Source organism: Variibacter gotjawalensis, from assembly GCF_002355335.1.
GTDB classification, from domain to species: domain Bacteria; phylum Pseudomonadota; class Alphaproteobacteria; order Rhizobiales; family Xanthobacteraceae; genus Variibacter; species Variibacter gotjawalensis.
In genome coordinates, this window is the sequence record NZ_AP014946.1 from 3,175,178 (window position 1) to 3,201,121 (window position 25,944).

At 63.1% G+C, this 25,944-nt stretch carries 25 protein-coding genes; 11 read left to right on the top strand and 14 right to left on the bottom strand.

What is annotated here, in order from left to right; genetic code table 11:
- Window positions 1-280 precede the first annotated feature (280 nt).
- The 6 genes from GJW30_RS15435 (at window position 281) to GJW30_RS15460 (ending at window position 7,444) form a co-directional block, all read left to right on the top strand.
- Window positions 281-1,771 carry a replicative DNA helicase gene (locus tag GJW30_RS15435; protein WP_096356848.1) on the top strand — a complete coding sequence of 497 codons (1,491 nt, stop codon included), beginning with the start codon at window positions 281-283 and terminating at the stop codon, window positions 1,769-1,771.
- 38 nt (window positions 1,772-1,809) lie between these two features.
- A complete protein-coding gene (gene alr / locus GJW30_RS15440; protein WP_096356851.1) occupies window positions 1,810-2,934 on the top strand; it encodes an alanine racemase in 1,125 nt (374 codons plus the stop codon).
- Window positions 2,935-2,957: 23 nt separating this feature from the next.
- Window positions 2,958-4,394 carry a DNA repair protein RadA gene (gene radA, locus GJW30_RS15445; RefSeq protein ID WP_096356853.1) on the top strand — a complete coding sequence of 479 codons (1,437 nt, stop codon included), beginning with the start codon at window positions 2,958-2,960 and terminating at the stop codon, window positions 4,392-4,394.
- Window positions 4,395-4,500: 106 nt separating this feature from the next.
- Entirely contained in the window at window positions 4,501-5,202 is a 702-nt protein-coding gene (locus GJW30_RS15450; protein ID WP_096356856.1) for a CvpA family protein, read from the top strand.
- 15 nt (window positions 5,203-5,217) lie between these two features.
- Window positions 5,218-6,690, top strand: coding sequence for an amidophosphoribosyltransferase (gene purF / locus GJW30_RS15455; RefSeq protein WP_096356858.1), 1,473 nt, complete (start codon window positions 5,218-5,220; stop codon window positions 6,688-6,690).
- A 13-nt stretch (window positions 6,691-6,703) separates the two neighbouring features.
- On the top strand, window positions 6,704-7,444 hold the full coding sequence (locus tag GJW30_RS15460; RefSeq protein ID WP_096356860.1) for an SDR family NAD(P)-dependent oxidoreductase: 741 nt from the start codon (window positions 6,704-6,706) through the stop codon (window positions 7,442-7,444).
- Window positions 7,445-7,447: 3 nt separating this feature from the next.
- Here GJW30_RS15460 and der read toward each other — a convergent pair whose 3' ends face one another.
- The 6 genes from der to GJW30_RS15490 form a co-directional block, all read right to left on the bottom strand.
- Entirely contained in the window at window positions 7,448-8,806 is a 1,359-nt protein-coding gene (der, locus tag GJW30_RS15465; protein ID WP_096356862.1) for a ribosome biogenesis GTPase Der, read from the bottom strand.
- 45 nt (window positions 8,807-8,851) lie between these two features.
- Window positions 8,852-9,325, bottom strand: a complete 474-nt coding sequence (locus tag GJW30_RS15470) for a hypothetical protein (RefSeq protein ID WP_096356864.1) — start codon at window positions 9,323-9,325, stop codon at window positions 8,852-8,854.
- 2 nt (window positions 9,326-9,327) lie between these two features.
- Window positions 9,328-9,978, bottom strand: coding sequence for a tetratricopeptide repeat protein (locus GJW30_RS15475; protein WP_096356866.1), 651 nt, complete (start codon window positions 9,976-9,978; stop codon window positions 9,328-9,330).
- Between the two features lie 103 nt (window positions 9,979-10,081).
- Window positions 10,082-10,654, bottom strand: coding sequence for an NnrU family protein (locus tag GJW30_RS15480; RefSeq protein WP_096356868.1), 573 nt, complete (start codon window positions 10,652-10,654; stop codon window positions 10,082-10,084).
- A 4-nt stretch (window positions 10,655-10,658) separates the two neighbouring features.
- Complete coding sequence (locus GJW30_RS15485; protein ID WP_245408527.1) at window positions 10,659-11,111, bottom strand: YceD family protein; 453 nt, start codon at window positions 11,109-11,111, stop codon at window positions 10,659-10,661.
- 73 nt (window positions 11,112-11,184) lie between these two features.
- Window positions 11,185-11,718, bottom strand: coding sequence for a ubiquinol-cytochrome C chaperone family protein (locus tag GJW30_RS15490; protein ID WP_245408528.1), 534 nt, complete (start codon window positions 11,716-11,718; stop codon window positions 11,185-11,187).
- A gap of 149 nt (window positions 11,719-11,867) precedes the next feature.
- Here GJW30_RS15490 and GJW30_RS15495 point away from each other — a divergent pair, with 149 nt between their 5' ends.
- The 4 genes from GJW30_RS15495 to GJW30_RS15510 all read left to right on the top strand — a co-directional run bounded on the left by GJW30_RS15495 (window position 11,868) and on the right by GJW30_RS15510 (window position 17,001).
- Window positions 11,868-12,335 carry an outer membrane protein assembly factor BamE gene (locus GJW30_RS15495; RefSeq protein ID WP_096356874.1) on the top strand — a complete coding sequence of 156 codons (468 nt, stop codon included), beginning with the start codon at window positions 11,868-11,870 and terminating at the stop codon, window positions 12,333-12,335.
- 138 nt (window positions 12,336-12,473) lie between these two features.
- Window positions 12,474-13,481 (top strand): Bug family tripartite tricarboxylate transporter substrate binding protein, encoded by a 1,008-nt coding sequence (locus GJW30_RS15500; protein ID WP_096356876.1) that lies wholly within the window; start codon window positions 12,474-12,476, stop codon window positions 13,479-13,481.
- Window positions 13,482-13,484: 3 nt separating this feature from the next.
- Window positions 13,485-14,483: a Bug family tripartite tricarboxylate transporter substrate binding protein gene (locus tag GJW30_RS15505; protein ID WP_096356878.1), complete on the top strand. Its 999-nt coding sequence runs from the start codon at window positions 13,485-13,487 to the stop codon at window positions 14,481-14,483.
- Between the two features lie 85 nt (window positions 14,484-14,568).
- On the top strand, window positions 14,569-17,001 hold the full coding sequence (locus tag GJW30_RS15510) for a penicillin acylase family protein (protein WP_096356880.1): 2,433 nt from the start codon (window positions 14,569-14,571) through the stop codon (window positions 16,999-17,001).
- A 73-nt stretch (window positions 17,002-17,074) separates the two neighbouring features.
- Here the strand turns inward: GJW30_RS15510 and GJW30_RS15515 are convergent, their stop codons facing one another.
- Both GJW30_RS15515 and GJW30_RS15520 read right to left on the bottom strand, forming a co-directional pair.
- A complete protein-coding gene (locus GJW30_RS15515; protein ID WP_096356882.1) occupies window positions 17,075-19,234 on the bottom strand; it encodes a sodium-translocating pyrophosphatase in 2,160 nt (719 codons plus the stop codon).
- A 175-nt stretch (window positions 19,235-19,409) separates the two neighbouring features.
- The gene (locus GJW30_RS15520) at window positions 19,410-20,612 is read right to left on the bottom strand and encodes an MFS transporter (RefSeq protein WP_096356884.1); all 1,203 of its coding nucleotides are present in this window, start codon (window positions 20,610-20,612) and stop codon (window positions 19,410-19,412) included.
- Window positions 20,613-20,735: 123 nt separating this feature from the next.
- Here GJW30_RS15520 and GJW30_RS15525 point away from each other — a divergent pair, with 123 nt between their 5' ends.
- A complete protein-coding gene (locus GJW30_RS15525) occupies window positions 20,736-21,671 on the top strand; it encodes a VOC family protein (RefSeq protein ID WP_096356886.1) in 936 nt (311 codons plus the stop codon).
- Here GJW30_RS15525 and thiL read toward each other — a convergent pair.
- The 6 genes from thiL to nrdR all read right to left on the bottom strand — a co-directional run bounded on the left by thiL (window position 21,658) and on the right by nrdR (window position 25,941).
- Window positions 21,658-22,662, bottom strand: a complete 1,005-nt coding sequence (thiL, locus tag GJW30_RS15530; RefSeq protein ID WP_096356888.1) for a thiamine-phosphate kinase — start codon at window positions 22,660-22,662, stop codon at window positions 21,658-21,660. The genes GJW30_RS15525 and thiL overlap by 14 nt on opposite strands.
- The gene (nusB, locus tag GJW30_RS15535) at window positions 22,662-23,156 is read right to left on the bottom strand and encodes a transcription antitermination factor NusB (RefSeq protein ID WP_096356890.1); all 495 of its coding nucleotides are present in this window, start codon (window positions 23,154-23,156) and stop codon (window positions 22,662-22,664) included. Before nusB ends, thiL begins: the two co-directional genes overlap by 1 nt.
- Window positions 23,156-23,647: a 6,7-dimethyl-8-ribityllumazine synthase gene (ribH, locus tag GJW30_RS15540; protein WP_096356892.1), complete on the bottom strand. Its 492-nt coding sequence runs from the start codon at window positions 23,645-23,647 to the stop codon at window positions 23,156-23,158. Before ribH ends, nusB begins: the two co-directional genes overlap by 1 nt.
- Window positions 23,648-23,729: 82 nt before the next feature.
- A complete protein-coding gene (locus GJW30_RS15545; protein WP_096356895.1) occupies window positions 23,730-24,335 on the bottom strand; it encodes a riboflavin synthase in 606 nt (201 codons plus the stop codon).
- Window positions 24,335-25,471: a bifunctional diaminohydroxyphosphoribosylaminopyrimidine deaminase/5-amino-6-(5-phosphoribosylamino)uracil reductase RibD gene (ribD, locus tag GJW30_RS15550; RefSeq protein ID WP_096356897.1), complete on the bottom strand. Its 1,137-nt coding sequence runs from the start codon at window positions 25,469-25,471 to the stop codon at window positions 24,335-24,337. Before ribD ends, GJW30_RS15545 begins: the two co-directional genes overlap by 1 nt.
- On the bottom strand, window positions 25,468-25,941 hold the full coding sequence (gene nrdR / locus GJW30_RS15555; RefSeq protein ID WP_096356899.1) for a transcriptional regulator NrdR: 474 nt from the start codon (window positions 25,939-25,941) through the stop codon (window positions 25,468-25,470). Before nrdR ends, ribD begins: the two co-directional genes overlap by 4 nt.
- Window positions 25,942-25,944: the final 3 nt, after the last annotated feature.

Consider the following 25,944-nt stretch of genomic DNA (forward strand, 5'->3'; position numbering starts at 1 on the left):
AATTCGCTGCAAGCTGTTACGTCGCCGAGATTTGTGGCGCACGCAAGGCCAGAAATGCTCGAACACTGGGCAAAACAAAGTGCCGAAAAAGCGTTACTAAAATACGTCACCCGGTGACGACTCATCTGCCATGCATCGGTCAAGCGGAATCGCTTTTACGCACAACAAGTCGCAGCGATGGCTGTGAATAATGCGCAGAAGAAATGCGCGCACGACATCCTGACCGACTCTGACCCGCGCGTGTGTTATCGCCAGCGTCCCGCAAGATAGACTGAGCATCATGGCGCTGATCGATTCGTCCGCACGCAAGGCACCGGCTGAGCCGATGTACCGCTCCGCTCCGCACAACATGGAGGCGGAGCAGGCGCTGCTCGGCGCAATCCTGATCAACAACGAAGCGTTCTATCGCGTCTCGGATTTTCTGAATCCGCCGCACTTCTTCGAGCCGCTGCATCAACGCCTGTACGAGCTCGTCGGCAGTTTGATCCGCGCCGGCAAAGTCGCGACGCCCGTAACGATGAAGACGTTCCTTCCCGCTGATCTCGACATCGCCGGATTGAACGCGAACCAATATCTCGCGCGCCTCGCCGCCGAAGCGACGACGGTCATCAACGCGGGCGATTACGGCCGCACGATTTACGATCTTGCGATCCGCCGTCAGCTGATCATCGTCGGCGAAGACATGGTCAACGTCGCATTCGACGCGCCCGTCGACTTCGCGCCGCAAACGCAGATCGAAGACGCCGAGCGCCGCCTCTACGAACTCGCCGAAACCGGCCGTTACGACGGCGGCTTCCAACGCTTCGCAGATGCGCTGACCAATGCCGTCGACATGGCGGCGAAGGCCTATCAGCGTGACGGCAAACTCTCCGGCATCGCGACAGGCCTCAACGATCTCGACCGCATGATGGGCGGCCTGCAGCCGTCCGACTTGGTCATCCTCGCCGGCCGCCCAGGCATGGGCAAAACCGCGCTCGCGACGAACCTCGCCTACAACATCGCGCGCGCCTGGAAAGGCGAGACCGCGCCGGACGGTCGCATATCGACCGTCAACGGCGGCATCGTCGGCTTCTTCTCGCTCGAAATGTCGGCCGAGCAGCTTGCGACACGTATCATCTCCGAGCAGACCGAGATCCCGTCTTACAAAATCCGCCGCGGCGAGATCGATACACGCGACTTCGACAAGATCGTCGGCGTCTCGCGCGAGATGGAAGTCATCCCGCTCTACATCGACGAGACCGGTGGTCTTTCGATCGCGCAGCTCACGGCGCGCGCGCGTCGGCTGAAGCGTCAGCGCGGCCTCGATCTTCTCGTCATCGATTACTTGCAACTCCTGAGCGGATCGTCGAAGCGCGCCTCCGAAGGCCGTGTGCAGGAAATCACCGAAATCACCACCGGCCTCAAGGCGCTCGCCAAGGAATTGAAAGTCCCGGTGCTCGCGCTCTCGCAGTTGTCGCGTCAGGTCGAAACGCGCGACGACAAACGCCCGCAACTCTCCGACCTTCGTGAATCCGGCTCGATCGAGCAGGACGCCGACGTCGTGATGTTCGTGTTCCGCGAGGAATACTACTTGAAGAACAAGGAGCCGCGCACCGGCACCGAAGAGCACGTCAAGTGGCAGACCGAGATGGAGCTTGTCCACGGCAAGGCTGAAGTCATCATCGGCAAGCAGCGCCACGGCCCGACCGGCACTGTTGCGCTGCAATTTGACGGACACGTCACCCGCTTCTCGGATCTCGCGCAGGACGGCCACTACCCGGCCCGCACCTAGTACTTTCGTACTACGGCACACCGTGGCAATGTCGGGGAATGGCAAAATCATTTCCCCAAATCGACTTTACCGGCGCTTCGCTCACCATTGATCTGAACGCGCTCGTTGCAAATTGGCGCGCGCTTTCCGCGCACGCTCCCAACAGCGAATGCGCTGCCGTCGTCAAAGCCGACGCTTACGGTTGCGGCATCACACCGGTCAGCAACGCACTCTTCGCTGCGGGCTGCCGCACGTTTTTCGTCGCGCATATCAGTGAAGCCGCGAAGATCCGCGCCGAACATCAAGACGCGATCATCTACATTCTCAACGGGCTTCTCCCCGGCACATCGCGCGTTTATGCGGCGGGCAATTTTCGTCCCGTCCTCGGCAGCATGCCGGAGCTCGAAGAGTGGCGAGCCTTCTGTCACGCCGATGATTGGACGGGCGAAGCGGCGCTCCATGTCGACACCGGCATGCAACGTCTCGGCCTATCGCTGGCCGAAGCCGCCTCGCTGGTGCAGGAGCAAGGTGCACTGCCCGCCTCCGTGACACTGTTGATGAGCCATCTCGCTAGCGCGGACGATCCGTCCAACGGTCTCAACGCCAAGCAGATCGGGCGCTTTCGCGAGTTGCGCGAGCTGTTCCCGAACCTGCGCGGTTCGCTGGCGAATTCGTCCGGCGTCTTCCTCGGCCCGGATACGCATCACGACGTCCTGCGCCCCGGAGTCGCGCTTTACGGCGTCAACCCGACGCCCGGCCACGTTAACCCGATGCGCCCCGTTGTCCGCCTCGATGCAACGATCGTCCAGGTCCGCGAAGTTTCCGAAGGCGAGACCGTCGGCTATGGCGGCGCCTGGGGCACATCGCGCCCGAGCCGCATCGCCATCATTTCGCTCGGCTATGCGGATGGTTTTCCGCGCGCCGCCGGCAGCAGCCGTCAGCAGACCGGCGCAGATGCGATGATCCACGGGCACCGCTGCCCGCTCGCGGGCCGCGTCTCGATGGATCTCATCGCGATTGACGTGACCGATCTGCCGGACGGCAAGGTGAAGCGCGGCGACATCGCGTCACTCGTCAATGATGAGATCGATCTCGACGAAGTCGCCTCGCACGCGAAAACGATCGGGTATGAGGTGCTCACCCGCCTGGGCCAGCGCTATCGGCGTGTCTATATTGGTGGCTGATTCACCAGGACGTTTCCGCCCGCATGGCCGCCCGCCGCAATCCGACCTTCATCTGTCAAAACTGTGGAGCGGTGACGAACCGCTGGCAGGGCAAGTGCGAAAGCTGCGGCGAGTGGAACACCATCGTCGAGGAGACGAGCGCGCTGGATCGTCCGGTCTCCGGACGGCCGAGCCGTAAGGGCCGCGTCTTCGCACTCGAGCCGCTGACCGGCGAGACACCAAACGCCCCGCGCCTCTCCTCCGGTATCGCGGAACTCGATCGCGTCACCGGCGGCGGTTTCGTGCGCGGCTCGGTGCTGCTGCTCGGCGGCGACCCGGGCATTGGAAAATCGACGCTGCTGATACAAGCATCCGCCGCTCTCGCGCGGTCTGGTCATCGTTCCGTTTATGTCTCGGGTGAGGAAGCGGTGGCGCAAGTACGCCTGCGTGCCGAGCGTCTTGGCCTTGCATCGGCGCCGGTCGAACTCGCGTCCGAGACGTCGGTCGAAGACATCATCGCGACGCTCTCAGAAGGCCAAGTCCCGAAGCTTATCATCATCGACTCGATCCAGACGATGTGGACCGACACAGTCGAGTCGGCGCCCGGCACAGTTACGCAGGTGCGCAGCTCTGCGCAGGCGCTGATCCGCTTCGCCAAACGCTGCGGCGCTGCTGTCATCCTGGTCGGCCACGTCACCAAGGATGGTCAGATCGCAGGCCCCCGCGTCGTCGAGCACATGGTCGACGCCGTCCTTTCCTTCGAGGGTGAAGGCTCGCACCAGTTCCGCATCCTGCGTGCGCTGAAAAACCGCTTCGGCCCGACCGACGAAATCGGCGTCTTCGAGATGACCGGCATCGGCCTCCGCGAAGTCGCCAACCCGTCCGAGCTGTTCCTCTCCGAGCGCAATCTCGGGGCTCCCGGTACTGCCGTATTCGCCGGCATGGAGGGCACCCGGCCGGTCCTCGTCGAAATGCAGGCGCTCGTCGCCCCGAGCAGCCTCGGCACGCCCCGCCGCGCGGTCGTCGGATGGGATCCTAGTCGCCTCTCGATGCTTATTGCGGTGCTGGATGCCCATTGCGGCGTCCGCCTCGGCCAGCACGACGTCTACCTCAATGTCGCCGGTGGGCTCCGGATCAACGAACCGGCCGCCGATCTCGCGGCCGCCGCTGCTCTCGTCTCGTCCCTCGCCGAGTCTCCGCTACCGTCGGAGGCGGTCTATTTCGGCGAAATCTCGCTTTCCGGCGCGCTGCGCCCGGTTTCGCATCGGCCGTCCCGCCTGCGCGAAGCTGGGAAACTCGGCTTTTCGGCCGCTTTTGCCCCGGAAAGCGCCCGCGCAGACCCCGACTCAGGCGGTACCGTCCGCGTTAACGTTGTCTCGGCGCTTCACGATCTCGTCGCCACGATTGCGGCGGCATCTGCTCGCAACCCGAAACGCTCGGCTCCCCGCAATGACCTGCGGAAACCTGGACAAGAAGGATGACGCCGGTCCCGGCTGGCGCTATACACGGCCGCACAACTAGGCCTTGAGCTTTTGATTCCGGTCAGGTGCGACAAGCGCCGGGCCGTTTTGGAGTTTTTGCCGCGCGATGCCGCTGACGCTTCTCGACATCATTCTCCTCGCCGTGATGCTGATTTCCGGCATCCTGGCCATGGTCCGCGGCTTCATGCGCGAAGTCCTCTCCATCGTCTCTTGGGTCGCGGCTGCGCTGCTGACCCTCTACGCCTTCCCGCGGCTGAAGCCCGAGGCGATGAAATACGTCAGCAACGAACTTGTCGCGAGCGGCCTCGTAGTCGGCGGCGTCTTCATCGGCTCGCTGCTGATCGTCTCGCTGATCACCATCAAGATCTCGGACATGATCCTCGACAGCCGCATCGGCGCGCTCGACCGCACGATGGGCTTCCTGTTCGGCCTCGCCCGCGGCTTGGTGATCGTGGTCGTCGCTTTCCTCTTCTTCGTCTGGCTCGTGCCCGAGCGCAGCCAACCCGAATGGGTCAAAAACGCGAAGTCACGCGTCGTTCTGGAAAATTCGGGCAAAGCTCTTATGTCTATGCTTCCGGACGATCCGGAAGGTTGGTACCGCAAGCTGAAGCAGAAGAAGGACGGCGAAGAGGCCCCGGCGGATACGCCGCCGGCCGATCCGGCCCGTCCGCGCGGTGCCAACGTGACATCTCCGACGGTGACCGGTTCGGTGAACCGCTCCGCCGCCAACGATGAGCAGCGCGGTTATGCCCGGGAAGATCGCCAGGGCATGCAGCAGTTGCTCGACGCAACGCAAAAACGGCGCTGAACGGCAGAGGGCACCATGCATCAAAGCTACGGCCTCCCCGAAGACATTGAAGACGGTGATGGACTCCGCGAGAAGTGCGGAGTCTTCGGCATTTATGGGCACCCGGATGCCGCCGCCATCACGGCGCTCGGCCTCCACGCCCTCCAGCACCGCGGGCAGGAAGCGGCCGGCATCGTCGCCTTCGACGGCAAGCGCTTCCATTCGGAACGCCGCATGGGCCTCGTCGGCGACAACTTCTCCCGCCGTGAAGTCATCGAGCGCTTGCCGGGCAATTCCGCGATCGGCCACACGCGCTATTCGACAACCGGCGAGACGATCCTTCGCAACGTCCAGCCGCTCTTCGCCGAACTCAACGCTGGTGGTTTTGCCATCGCGCACAACGGCAATCTCACGAACGGTCTGACCATCCGCCGCCGCCTCGTGCGCGAAGGCGCGATGATGCAGTCGACGACCGACACCGAGGTGATGCTGCACCTCGTTGCCCGCTCCTCACGCAACCGCTTCATCGATCGCTTTGTCGATGCGCTGCGCGAGATCGAAGGCGCCTATGCCTTCGTCGGCCTCACCAACAAGAAGCTCGTCGGCGCGCGCGATCCGCTCGGCATTCGCCCGCTCGTCCTTGGCGAACTCGACGGCTGCCCGATCTTGGCGTCCGAAACCTGCGCTCTCGACATCATCGGCGCAAAATACATCCGCGACATCGAGAATGGCGAAGTCGTCATCTTCGACGAAGACGGCGTGCAATCGCACAAGCCGTTCCCGCCGCAGCGCGTTCGTCCGTGCATCTTCGAATACATCTACTTCGCGCGACCGGACTCAGTCGTCGGCGGCCGCAGCGTCTATGATATCCGCAAAGCCTTCGGTGCACAGCTCGCGCGCGAGTCCGCGCCGGATGCAGATGTGATCGTCCCGGTCCCGGACTCTGGCGTTCCGGCCGCGATCGGGTTCGCGCAGGAAGCCAACATCCCGTACGAGCTCGGCATCATTCGCAATCACTATGTCGGCCGCACCTTCATCGAGCCGACGCAGCAGATCCGCGAACTCGGCGTTCGCCTCAAACATTCAGCCAACCGTGCCGTCGTCAACGGCAAGCGCATCGTCCTGCTCGACGACTCGCTCGTGCGCGGCACGACATCCGTGAAGATCGTCCGCATGATGCGCGACGCCGGCGCGCGCGAAGTGCACTTCCGCGTCGCCTCCCCGCCGATCACGCATCCGGATTACTACGGCATCGACACACCCGAGCGCGATAAGCTGCTCGCCGCCCAGCACGACGTCGAGGGCATGCGCCAATTCATCGGCGCGGACTCGCTCGCCTTCATCTCGGTGGACGGCATCTACAAGGCGATGGGCGAAAACGGCCGCAATCCGCTGCATCCCCAGTTCACCGACCACTGCTTCACCGGTGAATATCCGACGCCGCTGACCGATCGCGAGGCTCGCGATTCCCAGCCGCGCCAACTCTCTCTGCTGGCCGAAGCGAGCTAATTTTCAGAGTCAAATGTCACGATTGAAAGATAAGGTCGCGCTGGTTACTGGCGCATCGCGCGGCATTGGCGCCGCTACGGCTCTCGCACTCGCCAAGGAAGGCGCGCACATTATTGCCACGGCGCGCACGACCGGCGGCCTCGAAGAACTCGACGACCAGATCAAAGCCGTCGGCGGCAGCGCGACGCTCGTCCCGCTCAACATCACGGACACGCCAGGCGTCGAACGTCTCGCGCTTGCGCTCGGCGAACGTTATGGCCGTCTCGACATTCTCGTCGGGAACGCCGGCGTTCTGGGCCACACGTCGCCGCTGCCCCACATCGAAACGAAGATCTGGGATCAGACCGTCGCCATCAATCTCACGGCGAATTGGCACCTCATTCGAACGATGGATGGCTTGCTGCGCGCGGCTCCGGCGGCGCGTGCTGTGTTCATCAGCTCCGGCGCGGCCTCGAAGGCGCGCGCTTACTGGGGCGCTTACGCGGTGACCAAAGCCGGCCTCGAAGTTCTCGCGCGCACCTACGCGGCGGAAACCGAGACGACGCACGTGAAGGTCAATCTCTTCAACCCCGGCCCGATCCGCACCAAGATGCGCGCGGCGGCGATGCCGGGCGAAGATCCGTCGGTCCTCGACACGCCTGAGCAAGTCGCGGAGTTCATCGTTGCGATGTGCCTGCCGGACGTGGACTACTCCGGCAAGCTGTTCGATTATCCGACGCGCTCCGTGATGAAGTACAACGCGCCGAGCGAGTGAATCCTACCGCGACGATTTATCGTCGAACGGATTTTCCTTCTCACGCAGCATCAGCCGGATGGGTGTGCCGGGCAGTTCGAACGACTCGCGCAGGCTGTTGATCAGATAACGGCGATAGGCTTCCGGCACAGCGTCCGCGCGCGTCGTGAACAACACGAAGCTCGGCGGCCGCGCTTTCGGCTGCGTCACGTAATTGATCTTGATGCGGCGGCCAGAAACGGCCGGTGGCGGATGCTGCGACGTTGCCGATGTCAGCCAGCGATTGAGCGCCGACGTTCCGATGCGCTTGTTCCAAACCTCATGCGAGTCGACGATGCCCTTCATCAGGCGATCGAGATTCTCACCCGATAAACCCGACACCGCGACAATCGGCACGCCTTTGACTTGCGGCAACCAGTGATCGACCTCTTCGCGTAAGTGACCCGCGCCGCCCTTGCGCTCGATCAAATCCCATTTGTTCATCGCGATCACCAGTGCGCGGCCTTCACGCACGACGAGATCGGCGAGCCGTAGGTCTTGCTCCTCGAACGGGTGCATCGCGTCGAGCAGCAGCACGACGACTTCGGCGAACTTGATTGCGCGCAGCGCATCGGCGACCGAAAGCTTCTCGAGCTTTTCCTGCACGTTCGCGCGTTTCCGAATGCCGGCCGTATCGTGAACCTGAAACGCCTGCCCGTTCCAGTCGAGGCGCACCGCGATCGAGTCGCGCGTGATGCCGGCTTCCGGTCCAGTGAGCAAACGCTCCTCTCCGAGCAAGCGATTGATCAGCGTCGATTTGCCGGCATTCGGCCGGCCAATGATCGCAACGCGGATCGGCCCGCCCTCGGCGTTTTCGTCGATCTCGTCCTCGACCGGGAATTCCGTTGCGTCAGGCAACGCTTCACGCAGCGCGTCGTAGAGATCGCCCAAGCCTTCGCCGTGTTCGGCCGAAAGCGGGATCGGCGTGCCGAGGCCGAGCTCGTATGCCTCGAGGCGGCCGGACTCGCCGGCTTTGCCTTCGCTCTTGTTGGCGACGAGGATCGTCGGCTTGTTCGCCTTGCGCACGATCTCGCCGAACGTCTTATCCAGCGGCATCAATCCGCTGCGCGCATCGACGAGAAGCAGCACGACATCCGCCATCGCAATCGCGGCGTCCGTCTGCTCACGCATACGCGCCGGGAGCGAGCCCGCGGGCGCTTCCTCAAAACCGGCCGTATCGATGATGGTGAATTCGAGATCGCCGAGACGCGCATCGCCCTCGCGGCGATCACGCGTCACACCGGGACGATCGTCGACGAGCGCCAAACGCTTGCCGACCAAACGATTGAACAAAGTCGATTTGCCGACATTAGGTCGGCCCACAATGGCTGCCGTAAAACTCATCGCCGAGCCAATAGATTAAAGGAGCGCCCGGCGCCAGCCGCGTGATTATTGAGCCTTCGGCGGATCGGGCCAAGCTGCGGTGGGCGCAGCGCCTGACGACGGCGGCGGGCCCCAATTGCCGGCCGAGGCAGGAGCACGCGCCGCGGGTGCAGCTTGCGGGGCTGCAGCCGGAGCCTCGGCCTGCGGAGCCGACTGACGGCGAGCCGCCTGGCGCGGAGCCGGCGAAGCTGTGCGCACACGACGCGTCTTCGGCTTCGCCGCGGGAGCGGGCGTCGCGACCGTCTCGACTTCCGGCTCCTTCGGAGCCCCCTTCATCAGCTCGGCGGGAACGCCCTGCTGCACGCCCGGGACACCTTCCGGGAACATCGCGCGGCGATCGCCAGGCAGCCTGGTCTTCTTCTGACCCATCGGGTTAAAGTCGTTCAGCTGATCCTGAAACGTTTGCACCGTCTCACCACAGGCCGACAGGCCCAGTCCGAGAACAGCGATGATCGCGAGCGATGACAGCTTTGTACGCACACCTAACTCCTTGCTTCCGGCGCCGAGAGCGACATCAGCATTTCACTACGAGACCGTATGCCATTCGGCGTGTCTGGGTCGGCGATGATTGCGTCGACCCACTGTTTGACCGCGGCGCCGTCGTTGGCGCGCCAGGCCGAGAACGCCAGCAGCTCACGCGCGCTGTGGCGGAAAACGCGTCCCGCATCGGTTGCGCCCGAAAGGCGCTTCTTCATGTCGTCCAGCGACGCCGTATCGATCGCGATCTGACCACCGCGCACGCGGGCGAGGTCCTGAAACACTGGACCCGACGACGCATCGGCGACAATCGAGTCGTAAATTTTGAGAGCGCCGTCGCGGTCCTGCCGCGCCAATTCGCTCGCCTGCCGCAGACGCGCCAGCGTCTTATATGCGGTGCCTTCCTGCGCGATCTTACCGAACGCCGCCTCGGCTTCCTGATATTTGCCTTCGCTAGCGAGTGTCACGGCCGATTCGAATTGGGCGCCAGATTCCGACGCGCGCTTGAATTGGTACCACTCGTAGCCGCGCCAGCCGCCGACGCCACCAACGATCAGAACGGCCGCAGCGATGATGAGGACGCGATAGCGTTCCCAGATTTGCCTTAAGCGTTCCCGCCTAAGTTCCTCATCGACTTCATTAAAAATGTCCGCCACGCCAGTACCCCAGGCAACCGCGCCCGCTTGCGGCGGACCCTATCGGCTATCGTTAGATTGGAAAGGAAGCGCTAAAATAAAGATAAGGCATCGCGATGGCAAACTAGCCGAAAGCCGGCACTCCGATCAGAAGCGGATGGAAGGTATAGCCGATCGCCAGATAGGCAAGAGTTCCCACCGCCACAGCGGCGGTATCGCCGCCCCACCCCGTAACTGGCCCCGAAAACCCGTTATCTCCGCGCTTTTTGAGCGCGATCCGGTCGTAGACCGCATAGGCCAGCAGGCTCCCGAACAGGATCATCGAGCCGAGGTCGCCGTTTGTGATCAGATGCGCCAGCGCCCACAACTTCAGCGCGGCCAGCATCGGATGCTTAAGCGCCAGCTTGATTCGGCCCGGCAGATAGGCCGCGAACAACGCGATGATCGAGAACCACATCAGCAGCGCCGTGACATGCCGCGTCCAGCGCGGCGGCGTCCAAACGTCGACCCAACCGGTCGCGCGATACGAGCCGAAGCCGTAGACGATCAGCGCAAACCCGATCAGCGCGACAAGCGAGAAGAGTCCCTTATACGGCCCCTCGCCTAGATGCGCGATCAGCCTCGCGCGCGCCTCTCGTTGCTCGACGAACACGTGCGCGCCGATGAAAATCGCGAGGCCGAGGAGGAGCAGAACCATTGGCTCACTGCTTCTTTTTTAAGGCGGCAAGCGCCGCGAATGGTCCGGGATCATCCTTCGCATCTTTCGGCGGCTCGAACGCGACGCCCTCTTTGCGCGGATATGGATCGATCCCCAGCAGCAGAAACTCAACTGCGAGGCCGCCAAGATCGACCGTACCATCGATCAGCGGCTCCGGTCCGTCCGTGATCATGTTGGTCTCGACTTCTTCGTCATCCTCGCGGTGTTGCGGAGCGTCCGTAATATGCGGCGAAAACGAAACAGCGATCTCTTCGTCGATTCGGTTTTCGATCGGCTCGAGACTGACAACGCATTTCTGACGCACCGTCGCCGTAACGCGCCCGCCGACATGCAGGCCGGCGCCGCGCGGCGAGACATCAAATGACGCCTTCAGATCGCTGACGGCGTCGACCTTCGCGAGTTTCGCGACGGCGTCGCGCGCGGTTTCGTCGGCCACCAGATTCACATGTCTGCCCTTCTCCGGCACATCCTCGGCACGGATTGGAGAACTCCAAGCGGCGGCGTTTAAATCAACCATGAGCAAGTACCTTGTCGGCGGCCGGGAAACGGACCTCACCTTTCCGCAGCGAATCTTCTGACGTGTCGGCGAGCAACCGGGCCGCCTCTCGAACGTAACGCGCAAGCACCGCACCGCTATCCACTGTCGGCCGCAGATTGCGTGCGAGCGCATCCTCCAGCGCCGGTACGTCCCCACTGTCGAGAGCGGCGTCATACGCGGTAGAACGGCCGTAAAAGGCCTCGCCGAATCTCTTCATTCGGCGCGGCACCGCCATCTCGCCGACGCCCATCTCGCGCAGGTTGTGGTCCATGTCGGTGCAGAAGTGGTCGAACACCGCCTGCCCAACCGGCGGCAATTTGCCGGTTTCGGTCCGCAGACGGCGCAAAAACAGCGCGAGATGCAGGACGATCATGTCGAAACGCCCCTCGACTGTGTCCGGAACGCCAGCCTCGGCGTAAAACACCGGCAAACGCGCCTGTGCCACGATGGCGCCATAGAGCGTCTCAATGGTGTTTTCGTCGCGGCGGGGTCGAAACAGGGCCATCGATCTCTTCGTCGGGATGTTTTGGAGTTTCCGGCTTATAGCGCGCGCCAGCGCGGCTTTGCCAGCCGGTTTCCGGATTGTTGGCGATTTCGGGTTATCGGCTCGTTCGCCGCGTTGCAATCCGGCCATGGGGACGTTAGGGACCGCGTATGAACTTGAAGTCTTGGGCAGTCGGGCGCTCCGCCGCCGGCAAGGTCGCGGCCATTCTGGTTGCCGGCGCTTTGATCGCCGGCTGCAGCGGCAGTGGCGGCGGTTTCACCAAGAATTATCAGAAGGGCTACATGCTGCCGGAAGGCGCCCTGGAGCAGATCCAGATCGGCGCCAGCCAGGAGCAGGTCCTGGTTATTCTCGGCACCCCGTCGACCGTCGCCACCGTTTCGGGCGAAGTTTTCTACTACGTCTCCCGCAAAACCTCGCAGACCTCGTTCCTGCCCGAAACCGTGCGCGACCAGCGCGTGGTCGCGGTCTATTTCGACAAGAGCCGCCGCGTGAATCGCGTCGCCAACTTCGGCTTGCAGGACGGCAAGGTGTTCGACTTCGTCAGCCGCACCACCCCGTCAGGCGGTCAGGAACTGTCGTACCTCACCTACATCTTCAAGATCATCGGCACCCAGTAACGGCTGGCGAAACGCCGGCGCGGCTTTTGATCACTGCGGTCAATCACGCGCGCGCATTCGGCTAGCCGACGCCACAACTTTAGCGATAATGCACCCACAACAAGATCCGCGATCAGCGGATGATTTTGGGAGGGGACCATGTCGCTCAAATTCACACGCCGTCGCGTGCTCGCAGGCGCAGCCGGTATCACGGCAGCCGCCGTCATATCTCATCGCAGCAACGCGCAGGGCTCCGGCTGGAAGCCGAACAGCAACGTGCGCATCATCGTTCCGGCGGCGCCGGGCGGCCTTACCGACGTCATGGGGCGTCTGTTCGCACCGTATCTGCAGAACGCCTGGGGTCAGTCGGTCGTCGTCGAAAACAAATCCGGCGGCGGCGGCACTATCGGGACGCTCGACTACATCCGGCAAAAGCCGGATGGCCACACGCTCCTCATCGGCAATCCGGGCCCAAATGCGATCGCTTATTCGATCTTCCGTAATCTCCAATACAAGCCGGATCAGCTTGTCGCCGTCTCGAACCTCATCCGCGTGCCGAACATCGTCTCGGCGCATCCATCGACCGGCATCAAGACGATCGCGCAACTGATAGCCGCGCTGAAAGCGACGCCGGACAAACTCACCTTCGGCACCTCCGGTACCGGCCAGAGCCCGCACCTGACCGCCGCGTGGTTCCTCCAGCTCACCGGCCTGAAAATGCCGCATCTGCCGTTCCGTGGCGCGGGTCCGGCGATCGCGGCAGCGCTTGGCGGTGAGCCGCCGATCCTCTTCGACAACCTGTTCCCGTCCCTGCCCCAAGTGCTCGACGGCAAACTCAACGGCCTCGCCGTCACGACGACCGAACGCAACGATCTCGCACCAAACCTTCCGACGATGGCCGAGAGCGCGCCGGAGTTAGCCAAGTTCGACGTCTCATCGTGGTTCTGCGTCTTCTACAATCAGGGCACGCGGAACGACGCCGTGCTCAGCCTCAACGCACAGTGCAAGACGTTCCTCGAGAACGAAGAGGTGAAGAAGAAGATCGCCGCCTTCGGTGCGCGTCCGGACTACGGCACGCCGCAGCAGTTCAAAGCCTTCGTCGATGCCGAGACGGAAAAGTTCGCCGGCATCATCAAGCGCGAAGGCCTGCAGATGGACGTGAACTGAGCGATGCGCATCAGCCGTCGCAAAGTCCTTCAAGGCAGCGCCGCGCTAACTACCGCAGCGCTCATTTCGACACGCGGCGAAGCACAAGCCTGGCGCCCGACGCAGAACGTACGCGTCATCGTTCCGGCGCCACCCGGCGGCATCACAGACGCGATCGGCCGCATCTTCGCGGCCCATCTGCAAACGAGCTGGGGCCAACCGACCGTCGTCGAAAACAAATCCGGTGGCGGCGGCACCATCGGCACGCTCGACTTCATCCGGCAAAGGCAAGACGGCCACGTCATCCTGATCGGCAATCCGGGCCCGAACGCGATCGCGCACACGATCTTCCGCAACATCCAGTATCGCCCCGAGCAGCTGGTGCCGGTCAGCAATCTGATCTGCATTCCAAACCTCATCACGGCGCATCCGTCGATCGGCATCAACTCGATCTCGGAGCTCGTCGCTTACGCCAAGGCAAACCCCGAGAAGCTCGCATACGGCACATCGGGCACCGGCCAGACGCCGCATCTGACCTCGGCGTGGCTTCAGCAGCTGACCGGGATCAAGATGACCCACCTGCCGTTTCGCGGCGCAGGTCCCGCACTCACCGGCGCACTCGGCGGCGAGCCGCCGATCCTGTTCGACAACCTCTTCCCGTCGCTGCCGCAGGTGCTCGACGGAAAACTCAAAGGCCTCGCCGTGACCACGCTCGAGCGCAATCCGCTTGCGCCGAACGTTTCGACTGTCGCCGAGAGCGGCATCGAAGCGCTGAGCAAATTCGATCTATCGTCGTGGATCTGTGCCTTCTACGGCGAAGGCACACCTGCGCCGATGGTCGAGAGCCTCAACCAACAGTGCAGATCGTTCCTCGAAACCGACGACGCAAAGAAGCGCTTCGCCGTCATCGGCGCACGCGCCGACTACCAGACGACCGCGCAACACAAAGCCTTCGTGCAAGCCGAGATCGAAAAATTCGCCGGCATCATCAAACGCGAAGGCCTGCAGATGGATGTGAATTAGAGGTCTGCGCCTCAACCCACTGTTCAGGGAGCGCGACCCTCCGCTAGTCTCTCCGCCTTTAAGAAAATCGGTTGGAGGAGACGAAATGATTTCACGAACTGCGCGCCGTAGCGCATTGAGCACGCTTGCCGCCACGGCATTGGCTTTAACGGCGAGCACTGCGCTTGCGCGCGACGTCGACAAAGTCAGCTCGGAAACGGTTGCCGTACCGGGACTGCAATCTCCAGCCGAGATTATCGTCGATCAATGGGGCATTCCGCACATCTACGCGAAGACAGAGCGCGATGTGTATTTCTTGCAAGGCTGGAACGCAGCCCGCGACCGCCTTTGGCAGATCGACTTTTGGCGCAAACGCGGCCTCGGTCGTCTGTCCGCTTCGTTCGGCCCCGGATATGTGGAGCATGATCGCGCGCTGCGGCTCTTCCTCTATCGCGGCGACATGAACGCCGAATGGGCTGCCTACGGCAAAGGCTCCAAGGCATCCACCGAAGCCTTTGTCGCCGGCATCAATGCATATGTCGCTCGCGCAAAAGCGGAGCCTAAACTGATGCCGATCGAATTTCGCATCTCGGGCTCCGAGCCCGAAACATGGACTGCCGAAGACGTCGTCCGCATTCGTTCACATGGTCTGACACGCAATGTAACTTCGGAAGTCGCACGCGCACGTGCCGCCTGCGCGGCAGGACTTGATAGTGACCAACTGCGCAAGAAGCTCGAGCCGCCGGTCAAACCCGCCTTGCCGCCCGGCCTCGACCCCTGCTCGATCCCCGCCGAAGTTCTACGCGACTATATCCTCGCGACCGAGAACATTCCATTTTCGCGAGACCGCACGAGAATCGGACTATCTGCTCCGGGCGCTTACGAGGAGCGTCTCGCGGCGCTCGACGAGGACATCAAACATTACGGCTCGAACAACTGGACGATAGCGCCGTCGCGCACCGTCAGTGGCCGGCCGATCCTCGCCAACGATCCGCATCGCGCGCACGGCGTCCCATCGTTGCGTTACGTTGTTCACCTCAATGCTCCGGGATTGAATGTCATCGGCGGCGGCGAGCCAGCTCTTCCTGGCGTCTCGATCGGCCACAACGGCACGATCGCATTCGGCCTTACGATCTTCGCGATCGACCAGGAAGACCTCTACGTTTACGAACTCGACCCGCAAAATCCTGATCGCTACCGATACAAGGATGGCTTCGAGACGATGCGCACCGTCGCCGAAGAAATCCCTGTGAAGGGTGAAGCGTCGCGCAAGGTCGATCTAAAATTCACCCGCCATGGCCCGGTGATTCACGTCGACAAAGCCAACAACCGTGCCTTCGCGATGCGCGCCACGTGGTTCGAGCCCGGCGCATCCGCATACTTCGGATCGACCTCTTACATGAAGGCGAAATCCTGGCCGGAGTTCCGCAAGGCGATGGAGACTTGGGGCGCGCCATCGGAGAACCAGGTCTACGCCGACGTGAAAGGAAACATCGGCTGGGTCGCCGGAGGGCATACACCGGTGCGCCCGAATTGGGATGGACTGATGCCCGTGCCGGGGGACGGCCGTTACGAATGGGCGGGTCTGCGCGCAGGCAACGAACTGCCGACTGTATTCAACCCGAAGGAAGGCTACTTCGGCACTGCGAACGAAATGAATATCCCGCTCGATCATCCTGCCATCGACAAGAAGATCGGCTTCGAATGGTCAAACCCTTCGCGCATTCAGCGCATCAAAGAAGTCTTCGCAACCAAGAAAAAATGGACCCTTGCTGACGCGATGGATTTGCAGACCGATCCGACGACCCCGGTCGGGCGGCGTATCGCCAAGTTGTTGACGGGTCTTTCGTCCGACGATCCGCAGACCACACTCGGTCTGAACCTCGTCAGGAATTGGGATGGGCGGACGTCGGCCGACAGCGCCGCCGCGGCTCTGGCCGAAGTCTGGATGGCAAAACACCTTGGCCGAGGTGTTGTCGCGGCGACCACACCTGAAGCCGCACGATCGATCGTCGGCGCCGGCGACCTCGATGCAATCGCAGACCTCCTCGATAAGCCCGACGCGCGTTTCGGCAGCGATCCTCAAGGCGCCCGCAACCGGGTACTGCTCGAAACACTCGGCGGAGCGGTCAAGGAGGTAACGGAAATTCTCGGATCTGATCCTGCGAACTGGGCCTGGGGCAAACTACATCACGCACAATTTGAGCACGCATTATCGCCGATCGCCGACGACCGTACGCGCGCGCAACTCAACGTCTCGCGCTTGCAAAAAGCCGGCACAGCATTCAGTCCGATGGCGGCGACCTACCGCAACACGGACTTCCGTGTAACCGCCGGCGCTTCATTTCGGATGGTGCTGGACGTCGGCCGCTGGGACGAAAGCGTCATGGTCAACACACCAGGCCAGTCCGGCGATCCTGCGAGCCCGTTCTACCGAAACCTAGCCCCGTTCTGGGCGGCGGGAGCTTACGTCCCGCTTCTCTACTCAAAGCCGGCAATCGAGGCGGCCGCCTTCAAACGCTATCGCTTAACGCCCTAGCCGCTTGCACGGACCCCAAAAAAACCCCGCGGATCGCTCCGCGGGGTATTCTTTGTGTGTCTCTTAGCGACGATCAGTGCGCCAGGATCGCGAGCAGCAACAGCGCCACGATGTTGGTGATCTTGATCGCCGGGTTCACGGCCGGACCGGCTGTGTCCTTGTAGGGGTCACCAACGGTGTCACCGGTCACCGACGCCTTGTGCGCGTCGCCGCCCTTGTGATGCGTCACACCGTCCTTGTCGGTGAAGCCATCTTCGAACGACTTCTTCGCGTTGTCCCATGCGCCGCCGCCCGAGGTCATCGAGATCGCGACGAAGAGACCGTTGACGATCACACCGAGAAGCGAAGCACCGACTGCAGCGAATGCGTTAGCCTTCGAACCCGAGATCGCCAACACGCCGAAGTAGACAACGATCGGCGCGAGAACCGGCAGCAGCGACGGGATGATCATTTCCTTGATCGCGGCGCGCGTCAGCATGTCGACGGCACGACCGTAATCCGGACGATCCTTGCCTTCCATGATGCCCGGCTTTTCGCGGAACTGACGGCGCACTTCCTCGACCACCGAGCCGGCCGCACGGCCGACCGCGGTCATCGCGATGCCGCCGAACAGATACGGGATGAGACCGCCGAAGATCAGGCCCGCAACGACATACGGATTGGAGAGATCGAACGAGACCTGCCCGATGCCCTTGAAGTACGGGAACATCGTCGAGCCGGCCTTATTCGCCTCGGTGATGAAGTAGTTGAGGTCGTAGCTGTAGGCCGCGAACAGCACCAGCGCGCCGAGACCGGCAGAGCCGATCGCGTAGCCCTTCGTAACGGCCTTCGTCGTGTTGCCGACCGCATCGAGCGCGTCCGTGTTGTGACGGACTTCCTTCGGCAGGCCCGACATTTCGGCGATGCCGCCGGCGTTGTCGGTGACCGGACCGAACGCGTCGAGCGCAACGATGATGCCGGCGAGGCCGAGCATCGTCGTCACCGCGATCGCGGTGCCGTAGAGGCCCGCGAGCTGGAACGTGAAGATGATGCCGCCGATGATGACCATCGCGGGTAGCGCGGTGGACTCGAGCGAAACGGCAAGGCCCTGGATCACGTTAGTGCCGTGGCCGGTGACCGACGCTTGCGCGATCGAGACGACCGGACGCTTGCCCGTGCCCGTGTAGTATTCGGTGATCCACACGATCAGGCCCGTCACGCCGAGGCCGATGAGGCCGCAGTAGAACAAGTTGATGCCCGTAATCGTCATGCCTTGCGCGGTGCCGACGACCCCGAAGCCGTTCGGCAGAACGTACTGGGTTGCCAGCGCGAGGCCCCCGATCGAGAGCACGCCACCTGCGATGAGGCCCTTGTAGAGCGCGCCCATGATCGAGCCGTTAGCGCCGAGCTTCACGAAGAACGTGCCGATGATCGATGTCACGATGCAGGCGCCACAGATGGCGAGCGGATACAGCATCGCGGAGCTGAGAACTGACTGACCTGCGAAGAAGATCGCGGCGAGAACCATCGTGGCGACCACGGTCACCGCGTAGGTTTCGAACAAATCGGCCGCCATGCCGGCGCAATCGCCGACGTTGTCGCCGACGTTGTCGGCGATCGTTGCCGGGTTGCGTGGGTCATCTTCCGGAATACCGGCCTCGACCTTGCCGACAAGGTCGGCACCGACGTCGGCACCCTTGGTGAAGATGCCGCCGCCGAGACGGGCGAAGATCGAGATCAGCGAGGCGCCGAAGCCGAGCGCGACAAGCGCGTCGATGACGGTGCGGCTCTGCGGAGCGTGGCCGAGCGGTCCGATCAGGATCATGTAGTAGACCGCGACGCCGAGCAGCGCGAGACCGGCGACCAGCATGCCCGTGATCGCACCGGCCTTGAACGAGATGTCGAGGCCTTCGGACAGCGACTTAGACGCCGCCTGCGCGGTGCGTACGTTGGCGCGGACCGAAACGTTCATGCCGATGAAGCCGGCCAGACCCGAGAGCACAGCGCCGATGAGGAAGCCGACCGCGACCGTGCCGCCGAGCAGGAACCAGATCAAAACGAAGATCACGGCACCGACGATGGCAATCGTGAGATATTGACGCTTAAGGTAAGCCTGCGCGCCTTCCGCGACGGCGGCAGCGATTTCCTGCATGCGCTGGCTGCCGGCGTCCGCCGACATGACCGACTGAGTCGCCCACGCGCCATAGACGATTGAAAGCACACCACAGGCGACGATGGCCCATAGAATTGTCATTGATTTCCACCCTGATTGCCGGGGGCGCGCGCTTCATCGTAGCCGTTGTGTCGGCTAGCAGTTGGCCGCAGCGGTGCCCGGAGAGCCCCAGAAAAGTGCGGCCGATATAGCCAAAAATCCGACCCGCATCAATCCGACTTTTGGTTTGTTTTAGGCGACCGTTCCTAGAACACCTCTAAGCGGCCGCCGGCCTCGCGCGGTTGCCGAGCACGACCAGCATCACGAGCGCGACGCCGAGCACTGGAAACACGAGCCAATTCACCATGTCCCAGCCGTAAGCGGTCAACACACCGCCCGATGCGAGCGAGCCGATCACCATCGAACCGAACACCAGGAAGTCGTTGAAAGCCTGCGCGGAGTTCCGTTCCTCGGGACGATAACATTGCGTCACCATCGCGGTGGCGCCGATAAAACCGAAATTCCAGCCGATGCCGAGGAGAATCAGTCCGAGCCAGAAGTTCATCAGTGCGATGCCGGCCAGACTCACGGCCGCGCTGCCGGCGAGGATGATCAATCCGGCCGCGATGATCTTCTCGACGCCGAAACGCGTGATCAACGACCCCGTGACGAAGCTCGGCACGAACATGCCGAGCACGTGCCACTGCAGGCCGAGCGTCGCATCGCGCGTCGTGTGGCTGCACATGATCATCGCGAGCGGCGCTGCCGTCATCACGATATTCATCACCGAATAGCTTGCGACCCCACAGGCGACCGCCGCCATGAAGCGCGGCTGCGTGACGATCTCCTTCAGCGGCCGCCCGGTCGAAACACCGGTTCCGACCGCGGGACGCGGAATGTTGAGCGCCATGAGCACAAAGCCGGCGACCACGGCAATCGCCGACTGGAGCAGGAAGCTCACCGCAAAATGATGCGGTTGCCATAGATGTTCGGTGGAGATCACGACCTGCGGCCCGAGGAACGCGCCGCCGACGCCGCCGACCAGCACCCACGAGATCGCCTTGGGGCGGAATCGCTCACTTGCGGTGTCCGCCGCGGCAAAACGGTAAGCCTGCGTCGCTGCCGCGTAGAAGCCGGTCAGAAATGCGCCGATGTTGAAGAGAGCGAAGGAAGCAAACACAATCGCGGCGCAGCAGAACAGTCCCGTAAACACACCCGCGATGGTCCCGGTCTGGAACGCGATGCGGCGCCCGTAGCGGCGTGCGAGGAAGCCCATCGGCAGCGTGCCGAGCCACAGCCCAATCACGTAGACGCTGACCGGGAGCGTCGCCAAAGCCTTGGAGGGCGCCAAGATATTTCCGGTGATTGCCGCCGTGGCGAAGAACACGATCGTGTTCGCGCCGCCCAGCATCTGCGCAATTGCCAGCACGATTGCATTACGCCGCGCTAACTGGTCACCTTGTTCGGCCACGAACGCCATCTGTCCTCCCCGGAGCCGCGCAGCCATAACGAGGAGAATTCTTTTGCGCCAGACCGGTTTTCGCAGGTCAGCGATGCTATCGACCGCGCTTTTCGCAGCCTAAATCGTCTTCAGCGAGCCCGCATGCCGTATCCTGACCGTCAGCTTCCGCAGCAAAACGAAGTCTTTCTCGACCATGTCGGCTATTTCGTCGCCGACCTCGACGCCGCCGGAAACCAGCTCGAACGGCTCGGCTTCCAAGTTTCGCAGATCAATGTCCAAACCAATGCGGACGCAGCCGGCAAACTAACGCCGTCCGGCACGTCGAACCGTCTTGCCCGCCTCCGCCGCGGCTATCTGGAGATCCTCGCCGCGACGCACGACACGCCGCTCGCGGCGCAGTTCCGCAATCAGATCGCGCGCTACCAAGGCCTCCACCTCATCGCGATGGCGCATGACGATATTCCGGGGCAGCGCGAGCGGCTGATGAAATCCGGCTTTGCAATGCAGAGCGTCGTCCAGCTCGACCGCAAGGACGTGACGTTGCCGGGCGCACCGCGCGTTGCGTGGCAGGTGCTCAGGCCCGAGCCCGGCGTCATGGCCGAAGGCCGCGTGCAGTTCACGAAAAGCCTGACACCCGATGTGCTCTGGCAGGATCATCTCGTCGCGCACCCGAACGGCGCCGACGCACTCACGGACCTTATGCTCGTCAGCAACGACGCGGCGGAGGCAACCGAGCGTTTCGCGCGCTATACCGACAAGCCGCTGCGTTTGTCGGCAGCGCTAACCACGGTCGAACTCGAACGCGGGCGCATCGTCATCACAAGCACTGATAATGCCGAGGATTTCCTGCCAGGCTACAAAGCCGGCTCACTGCCCTACATGGCCGGCCAAGCGATCCGCTCGCGCGATCTCGCGCACACCCGCAAGACGTTGACCGAGGCCGGTGTTGCACCTCTTGTCGACAAGACTAATTTGATCTTGCTCTCACCGAGCGACGCGCTCGGCAGCTTCATGCTGTTTCACGACGCATCAGTGGATGCGCCCTGGCAAGTGCTCACCGATCTCAAAAATGGCTGAACGAACCGGCCCCGGTGTCGAACACTTTGCCGTCGCGCGTGAACCGCGGCGGCGCATCGCCCACGACGATGCGGCCGATCTCAACCACATCGACTGAAGCCGCCTGCGCCGCGGCGATGAACGCGGCGCGCCGATCCTCAGCAACCGTGCAAACGATCTCGTAGTCGTCGCCGCCCGTAAGTGCCGTGACCAAAGTATCCGGATTGTTCTCAACCGCAGCAGCCGCCGCCGTCGACAGCGGAATCCGCGTCACATCGACGTCGGCCGAAACCCCGGATGCGAGACACAGCTTCGCCAGATCGCCGGCCAAACCGTCGGATACATCCATCGCGCTTGACGCATAGTCGCGGATAGCCTTCGTCAAACCGACACGCGGATGTGGCACCAAATAGCGCCCGACCAGATAGTCGGCGGCAGCAAGGTCGATGCCCCATTGCGTCGCCGCCGCTCCACCGCGCGGCAGGCGCAAGCCCAACGCCGCATCGCCGATCGTACCGGAAACGAAAATATGGTCGCCGGCTTGCGCGCCCTCACGATGCACCATCGTGCCGCGAGGCAATGTGCCGAGCGCCGTGATTGAAATCGTGATCGGCCCGGCCGTCGTGACAGTATCGCCGCCCAAGAGTGGACACGCGAATTCTTCCGCGTCCGCCTGCAGGCCGGCGCTGAACGCCGCGAGCCACGCGGTATCGACCGGCTTCGGCAAAGCCAACGCAAGCAGAAAGCCCGCAGGCACTGCGCCCTTCGCGGCGAGGTCCGAGAGGTTCACGCGCAACGCCTTCTGCGCGATCATGCGAGGCGGATCGTCCGGGAAGAAATGCACGCCCGCGACCAGCGCGTCCTTGGTCAGTACAAGATCGTGACCGTCCGGCGGTGTGAAGAAAGCCGCATCATCACGCAAATCCATCGCGCCGGGCGCGAGCGCGATCGGGCGGAAGTATTCCGCGATCAAACGATCCTCGCCGGATATGCGGGGATCGTCGCGTCCCATCAGGAGCTCTTCGCGAGTTCGTCGGGCCGCGCGGTCTTCGCAAGTTCGTGCAGCACCGCGTTGATCATGCCGGTCTCGTCTTTGTCGACGAAAGCATGCGCAACGTCGACATACTCCGAGATGATCACGCGTGCCGGAATATCGCTGCGCTTCTCGAGTTCAAACAAACCCGCGCGGAGCACGGCACGCATCAGCGCTTCGATGCGTTTGAGCGGCCACCCCTTCGTCAACGCGGCATCGATCAACGGATCGAGCGAGCGTTGCCGCTCGACGACACCCGACACGACGTCGCGGAAAAACGCCGCGTCGGTCGGAAGATACTGCGAGCCTTCGACCTCCTGGCCGATCCAGTGGCTCTCGAACTCCGCGAAGATCTCGTTGATGCCTTTGCCGGCGAGGTCCATCTGGTACAGCGCTTGAACGGCGGCCAGCCGCGCGGCACCGCGCCGGTTGGCTTTACGCTCTTCGTTCTTCGGGCGCTCGGCGGTTGCCATCATGCGCCCGCTGCCAGTCGGCGTTTGAGCGCAACGAGACCGAGCGCCGCGCGCACCGCGTCGCCGCCTTTGTCACCGCGATCGAGCGCTGCTCGCGCCATCGCCTGATCCTCAGTGTCAACCGTGAGAATGCCGTTGCCGACCGGGAAGCCGTCCGCGATCGCGATGTCCATCAACGCACGCGCCGATTCACCTGCCACGATGTCGTAGTGGCTGGTCTCGCCGCGGATCACGCAGCCGAGCGCTACGGCGCCGTCATACGGACGGCCGGCAGCTTCTGCGGCATCGCGCGCGATCACGATCGCGGTCGGAATTTCGAGAGCACCCGCAACGTTGATGCGCTCGGCGGTCGCACCGGCCTTGCTCAGCGCGCGGCTCGCGCCGAGCCACAATGCTTCGCCGATCACCTCGTAATAGCGCGCCTCGATCACGAGGATATGCGCGCCTTCGGCGCCTTCGACTTTCGTGATGCTGCGTTTGGCTTCGGCCATTCAAAAATTACCCGTGTTTCGCCCGGGTGAGTAGCAAGCCCTGCCCCGGCAAACAAGGCATGGCAGCCGTGAGGCCTATCACTTATCGGGTTTCGATCAGCCGCGCTGCGTAGCGCGCCATTTGGTCGACTTCGAGATTAACCTTGTCGCCTTCCTTCAGGCGCCCGATCGTCGTCACTTTCAACGTATGCGGGATGATCAACACCGAGAACATGTCTTCCGCGACCGTATTCACGGTCAGCGAGACGCCGTCGAGCGCGACAGACCCCTTTTGCGCGATGAACCGCGACAGCTCTTTCGGCGCGCGAAACGTCAACCGGGCCATGTCGGGCAGGTCTTCGCGCCGGACCAATTCGGCCAAACCGTCGACATGTCCCGAAACGATATGGCCGCCGAGCTCGTCACCGATTTTGAGCGAGCGTTCGAGATTGATCGGGCTGCCGACCTGCCAGCCGCCCACCGTGGTGATGGCCAAGGTCTCGGCCGCCGCGTCCACATCGAAGACGTTGCGGTTGCCGCGCTTGCCCTTGTCGACGACCGTCAGACACACACCGGAGCAGGCAATCGATGCACCGAGGTCAATTCCGGCGGCGTCGTAGACGCAGGCGATCGACAAACGGCTCAGCCCCTCGGCCTTAGCCTCGAGGCCAACCAGTTCTCCGACGTCGGTCACGATCCCGGTAAACATCAGGCCCTTACATAGTCCGCGTAGCTGTCGTCGCCACAGGTCATCGACACGATCTCGCGGAAGCGCTCCGACCCGGTGATCGCTTCGATCGGCAATCCATCGAGCGCCGGCACACCTTCGTCGCCGATCGTGATCGGCCCACGCATGATCGTCGCCTCGTCGACCAAGTCCTCGTTGAGCAGCGCACGCGCGAGGATCGGCCCGCCCTCGACCATCAGGCTTGTGATACCGCGCGCCGCGAGCGCGTTGAGCGAGCCTTCGAGCCGCACGCGGCCATCCTCGGTCCGCACCCGGATAACTTCGATGCCGCGCGACTGCAGCGCGCGCTCGGCCTCGACCGGCGCATCGACGCCCGTGATCACCCACAATGGCGCATCGTCGACGGTTTGAACCAGGCGATTGTCGACCGGCAGGCGCAAGTTTGTATCGAACACCACGCGCACCGGCGAGCGCGCTAGCATGCCGGGCAACCGGCAGGTGAGCGAGGGATTGTCCGCCATCGCGGTGCCGACACCGACCGCAATCGCATCGCTCATCGCGCGCATCATGTGAACGCGCGCGCGTGTTTCTTCGCCCGTGATCGCCGCCGGCTTACGGCCCGGCAGGCCGACCTTGTCGTCGCTCGACAGCGCCAGCTTGAGCATCACATGCGGCCGGCCGTCCTGCATACGCCGCATATGCCCGACGAGATTGCGCCGCACCTCGTCGCCGCCAAGACCGACATCGACCTGAACGCCGGCGGCGCGCAGACGGCGATGCCCTGCCCCCGTCACCGACGGGTTGGCATCGTCCATCGCCGACACCACGCGGCGAATGCCGGCTCCGAGGATTGCGTCGGCGCAAGGCGGCGTCTTGCCGTGATGCGAGCAAGGCTCGAGCGTAACGTAGAGCGTACCGCCGCGCGCAGCCGTGCCGGCCTGGCGCAGCGCTTCCGTTTCGGCGTGAGGTCGTCCACCGGGCTGCGTCGCACCGCGCCCGACGACGATCGGACCGTTGGGCCCATCCTGCACGACGACCGCGCCGACAGCCGGATTGGGCCACGTGCGCCCAAGCATGCGGCGGCCCATGCGGATGGCAAGATCCATCATGCGCACGTCAATTTCAGGATCGATACGAAGCGCCTCTGCGACGCTCATTTCTTGTCGTCCGGCTCTTCCCGCGAGGACAGCTCGCCGATGACGGCGTTGAAATCCTTGGCCTCACGGAAATTGCGGTAAACCGAGGCGAAGCGCACATACGCAACGTCATCGACGTCGCGCAGATTCTTCATCACGCTCTCGCCGATCGTCTCCGTCGAAATCTCGTTCTCGCCATCGCTTTCGAGGTCTCGGACGACTTTCGACACGACACGCTCGATCGTTTCCGGCTCGACCGGCCGCTTGCGCAGCGCGATCTGCAACGAGCGTTGCAGCTTATCCCGATCGAACGGCACGCGGCGTCCGTTGCGCTTCATCACGGTCAATTCGCGCAGCTGCACGCGCTCAAACGTCGTGAAGCGGAAGCCACACGACAGACACACGCGGCGACGCCGGATCGCGGCCGAATCTTCGGTCGGCCGTGAATCCTTGACCTGCGTGTCGAGGCTATTGCAGCTCGGGCAGCGCATCCG

Coding starts and splice junctions, on each gene's coding strand:
- GJW30_RS15510 (WP_096356880.1), top strand. CDS start 14,569: ATGATTTCACGAACTGCGCGCCGTAGCGCATTGAGCACGCTTGCCGCC.
- GJW30_RS15500 (WP_096356876.1), top strand. CDS start 12,474: ATGTCGCTCAAATTCACACGCCGTCGCGTGCTCGCAGGCGCAGCCGGT.
- GJW30_RS15520 (WP_096356884.1), bottom strand. CDS start 20,612: ATGGCGTTCGTGGCCGAACAAGGTGACCAGTTAGCGCGGCGTAATGCA.
- GJW30_RS15505 (WP_096356878.1), top strand. CDS start 13,485: ATGCGCATCAGCCGTCGCAAAGTCCTTCAAGGCAGCGCCGCGCTAACT.
- nrdR (WP_096356899.1), bottom strand. CDS start 25,941: ATGCGCTGCCCGAGCTGCAATAGCCTCGACACGCAGGTCAAGGATTCA.
- GJW30_RS15525 (WP_096356886.1), top strand. CDS start 20,736: ATGCCGTATCCTGACCGTCAGCTTCCGCAGCAAAACGAAGTCTTTCTC.
- GJW30_RS15515 (WP_096356882.1), bottom strand. CDS start 19,234: ATGACAATTCTATGGGCCATCGTCGCCTGTGGTGTGCTTTCAATCGTC.
- nusB (WP_096356890.1), bottom strand. CDS start 23,156: ATGGCAACCGCCGAGCGCCCGAAGAACGAAGAGCGTAAAGCCAACCGG.
- ribH (WP_096356892.1), bottom strand. CDS start 23,647: ATGGCCGAAGCCAAACGCAGCATCACGAAAGTCGAAGGCGCCGAAGGC.
- GJW30_RS15450 (WP_096356856.1), top strand. CDS start 4,501: ATGCCGCTGACGCTTCTCGACATCATTCTCCTCGCCGTGATGCTGATT.
- radA (WP_096356853.1), top strand. CDS start 2,958: ATGGCCGCCCGCCGCAATCCGACCTTCATCTGTCAAAACTGTGGAGCG.
- der (WP_096356862.1), bottom strand. CDS start 8,806: ATGAGTTTTACGGCAGCCATTGTGGGCCGACCTAATGTCGGCAAATCG.
- alr (WP_096356851.1), top strand. CDS start 1,810: ATGGCAAAATCATTTCCCCAAATCGACTTTACCGGCGCTTCGCTCACC.
- ribD (WP_096356897.1), bottom strand. CDS start 25,471: ATGAGCGTCGCAGAGGCGCTTCGTATCGATCCTGAAATTGACGTGCGC.
- GJW30_RS15460 (WP_096356860.1), top strand. CDS start 6,704: ATGTCACGATTGAAAGATAAGGTCGCGCTGGTTACTGGCGCATCGCGC.
- GJW30_RS15490 (WP_245408528.1), bottom strand. CDS start 11,718: ATGGCCCTGTTTCGACCCCGCCGCGACGAAAACACCATTGAGACGCTC.
- GJW30_RS15480 (WP_096356868.1), bottom strand. CDS start 10,654: ATGGTTCTGCTCCTCCTCGGCCTCGCGATTTTCATCGGCGCGCACGTG.
- GJW30_RS15545 (WP_096356895.1), bottom strand. CDS start 24,335: ATGTTTACCGGGATCGTGACCGACGTCGGAGAACTGGTTGGCCTCGAG.
- GJW30_RS15495 (WP_096356874.1), top strand. CDS start 11,868: ATGAACTTGAAGTCTTGGGCAGTCGGGCGCTCCGCCGCCGGCAAGGTC.
- thiL (WP_096356888.1), bottom strand. CDS start 22,662: ATGGGACGCGACGATCCCCGCATATCCGGCGAGGATCGTTTGATCGCG.
- GJW30_RS15435 (WP_096356848.1), top strand. CDS start 281: ATGGCGCTGATCGATTCGTCCGCACGCAAGGCACCGGCTGAGCCGATG.
- purF (WP_096356858.1), top strand. CDS start 5,218: ATGCATCAAAGCTACGGCCTCCCCGAAGACATTGAAGACGGTGATGGA.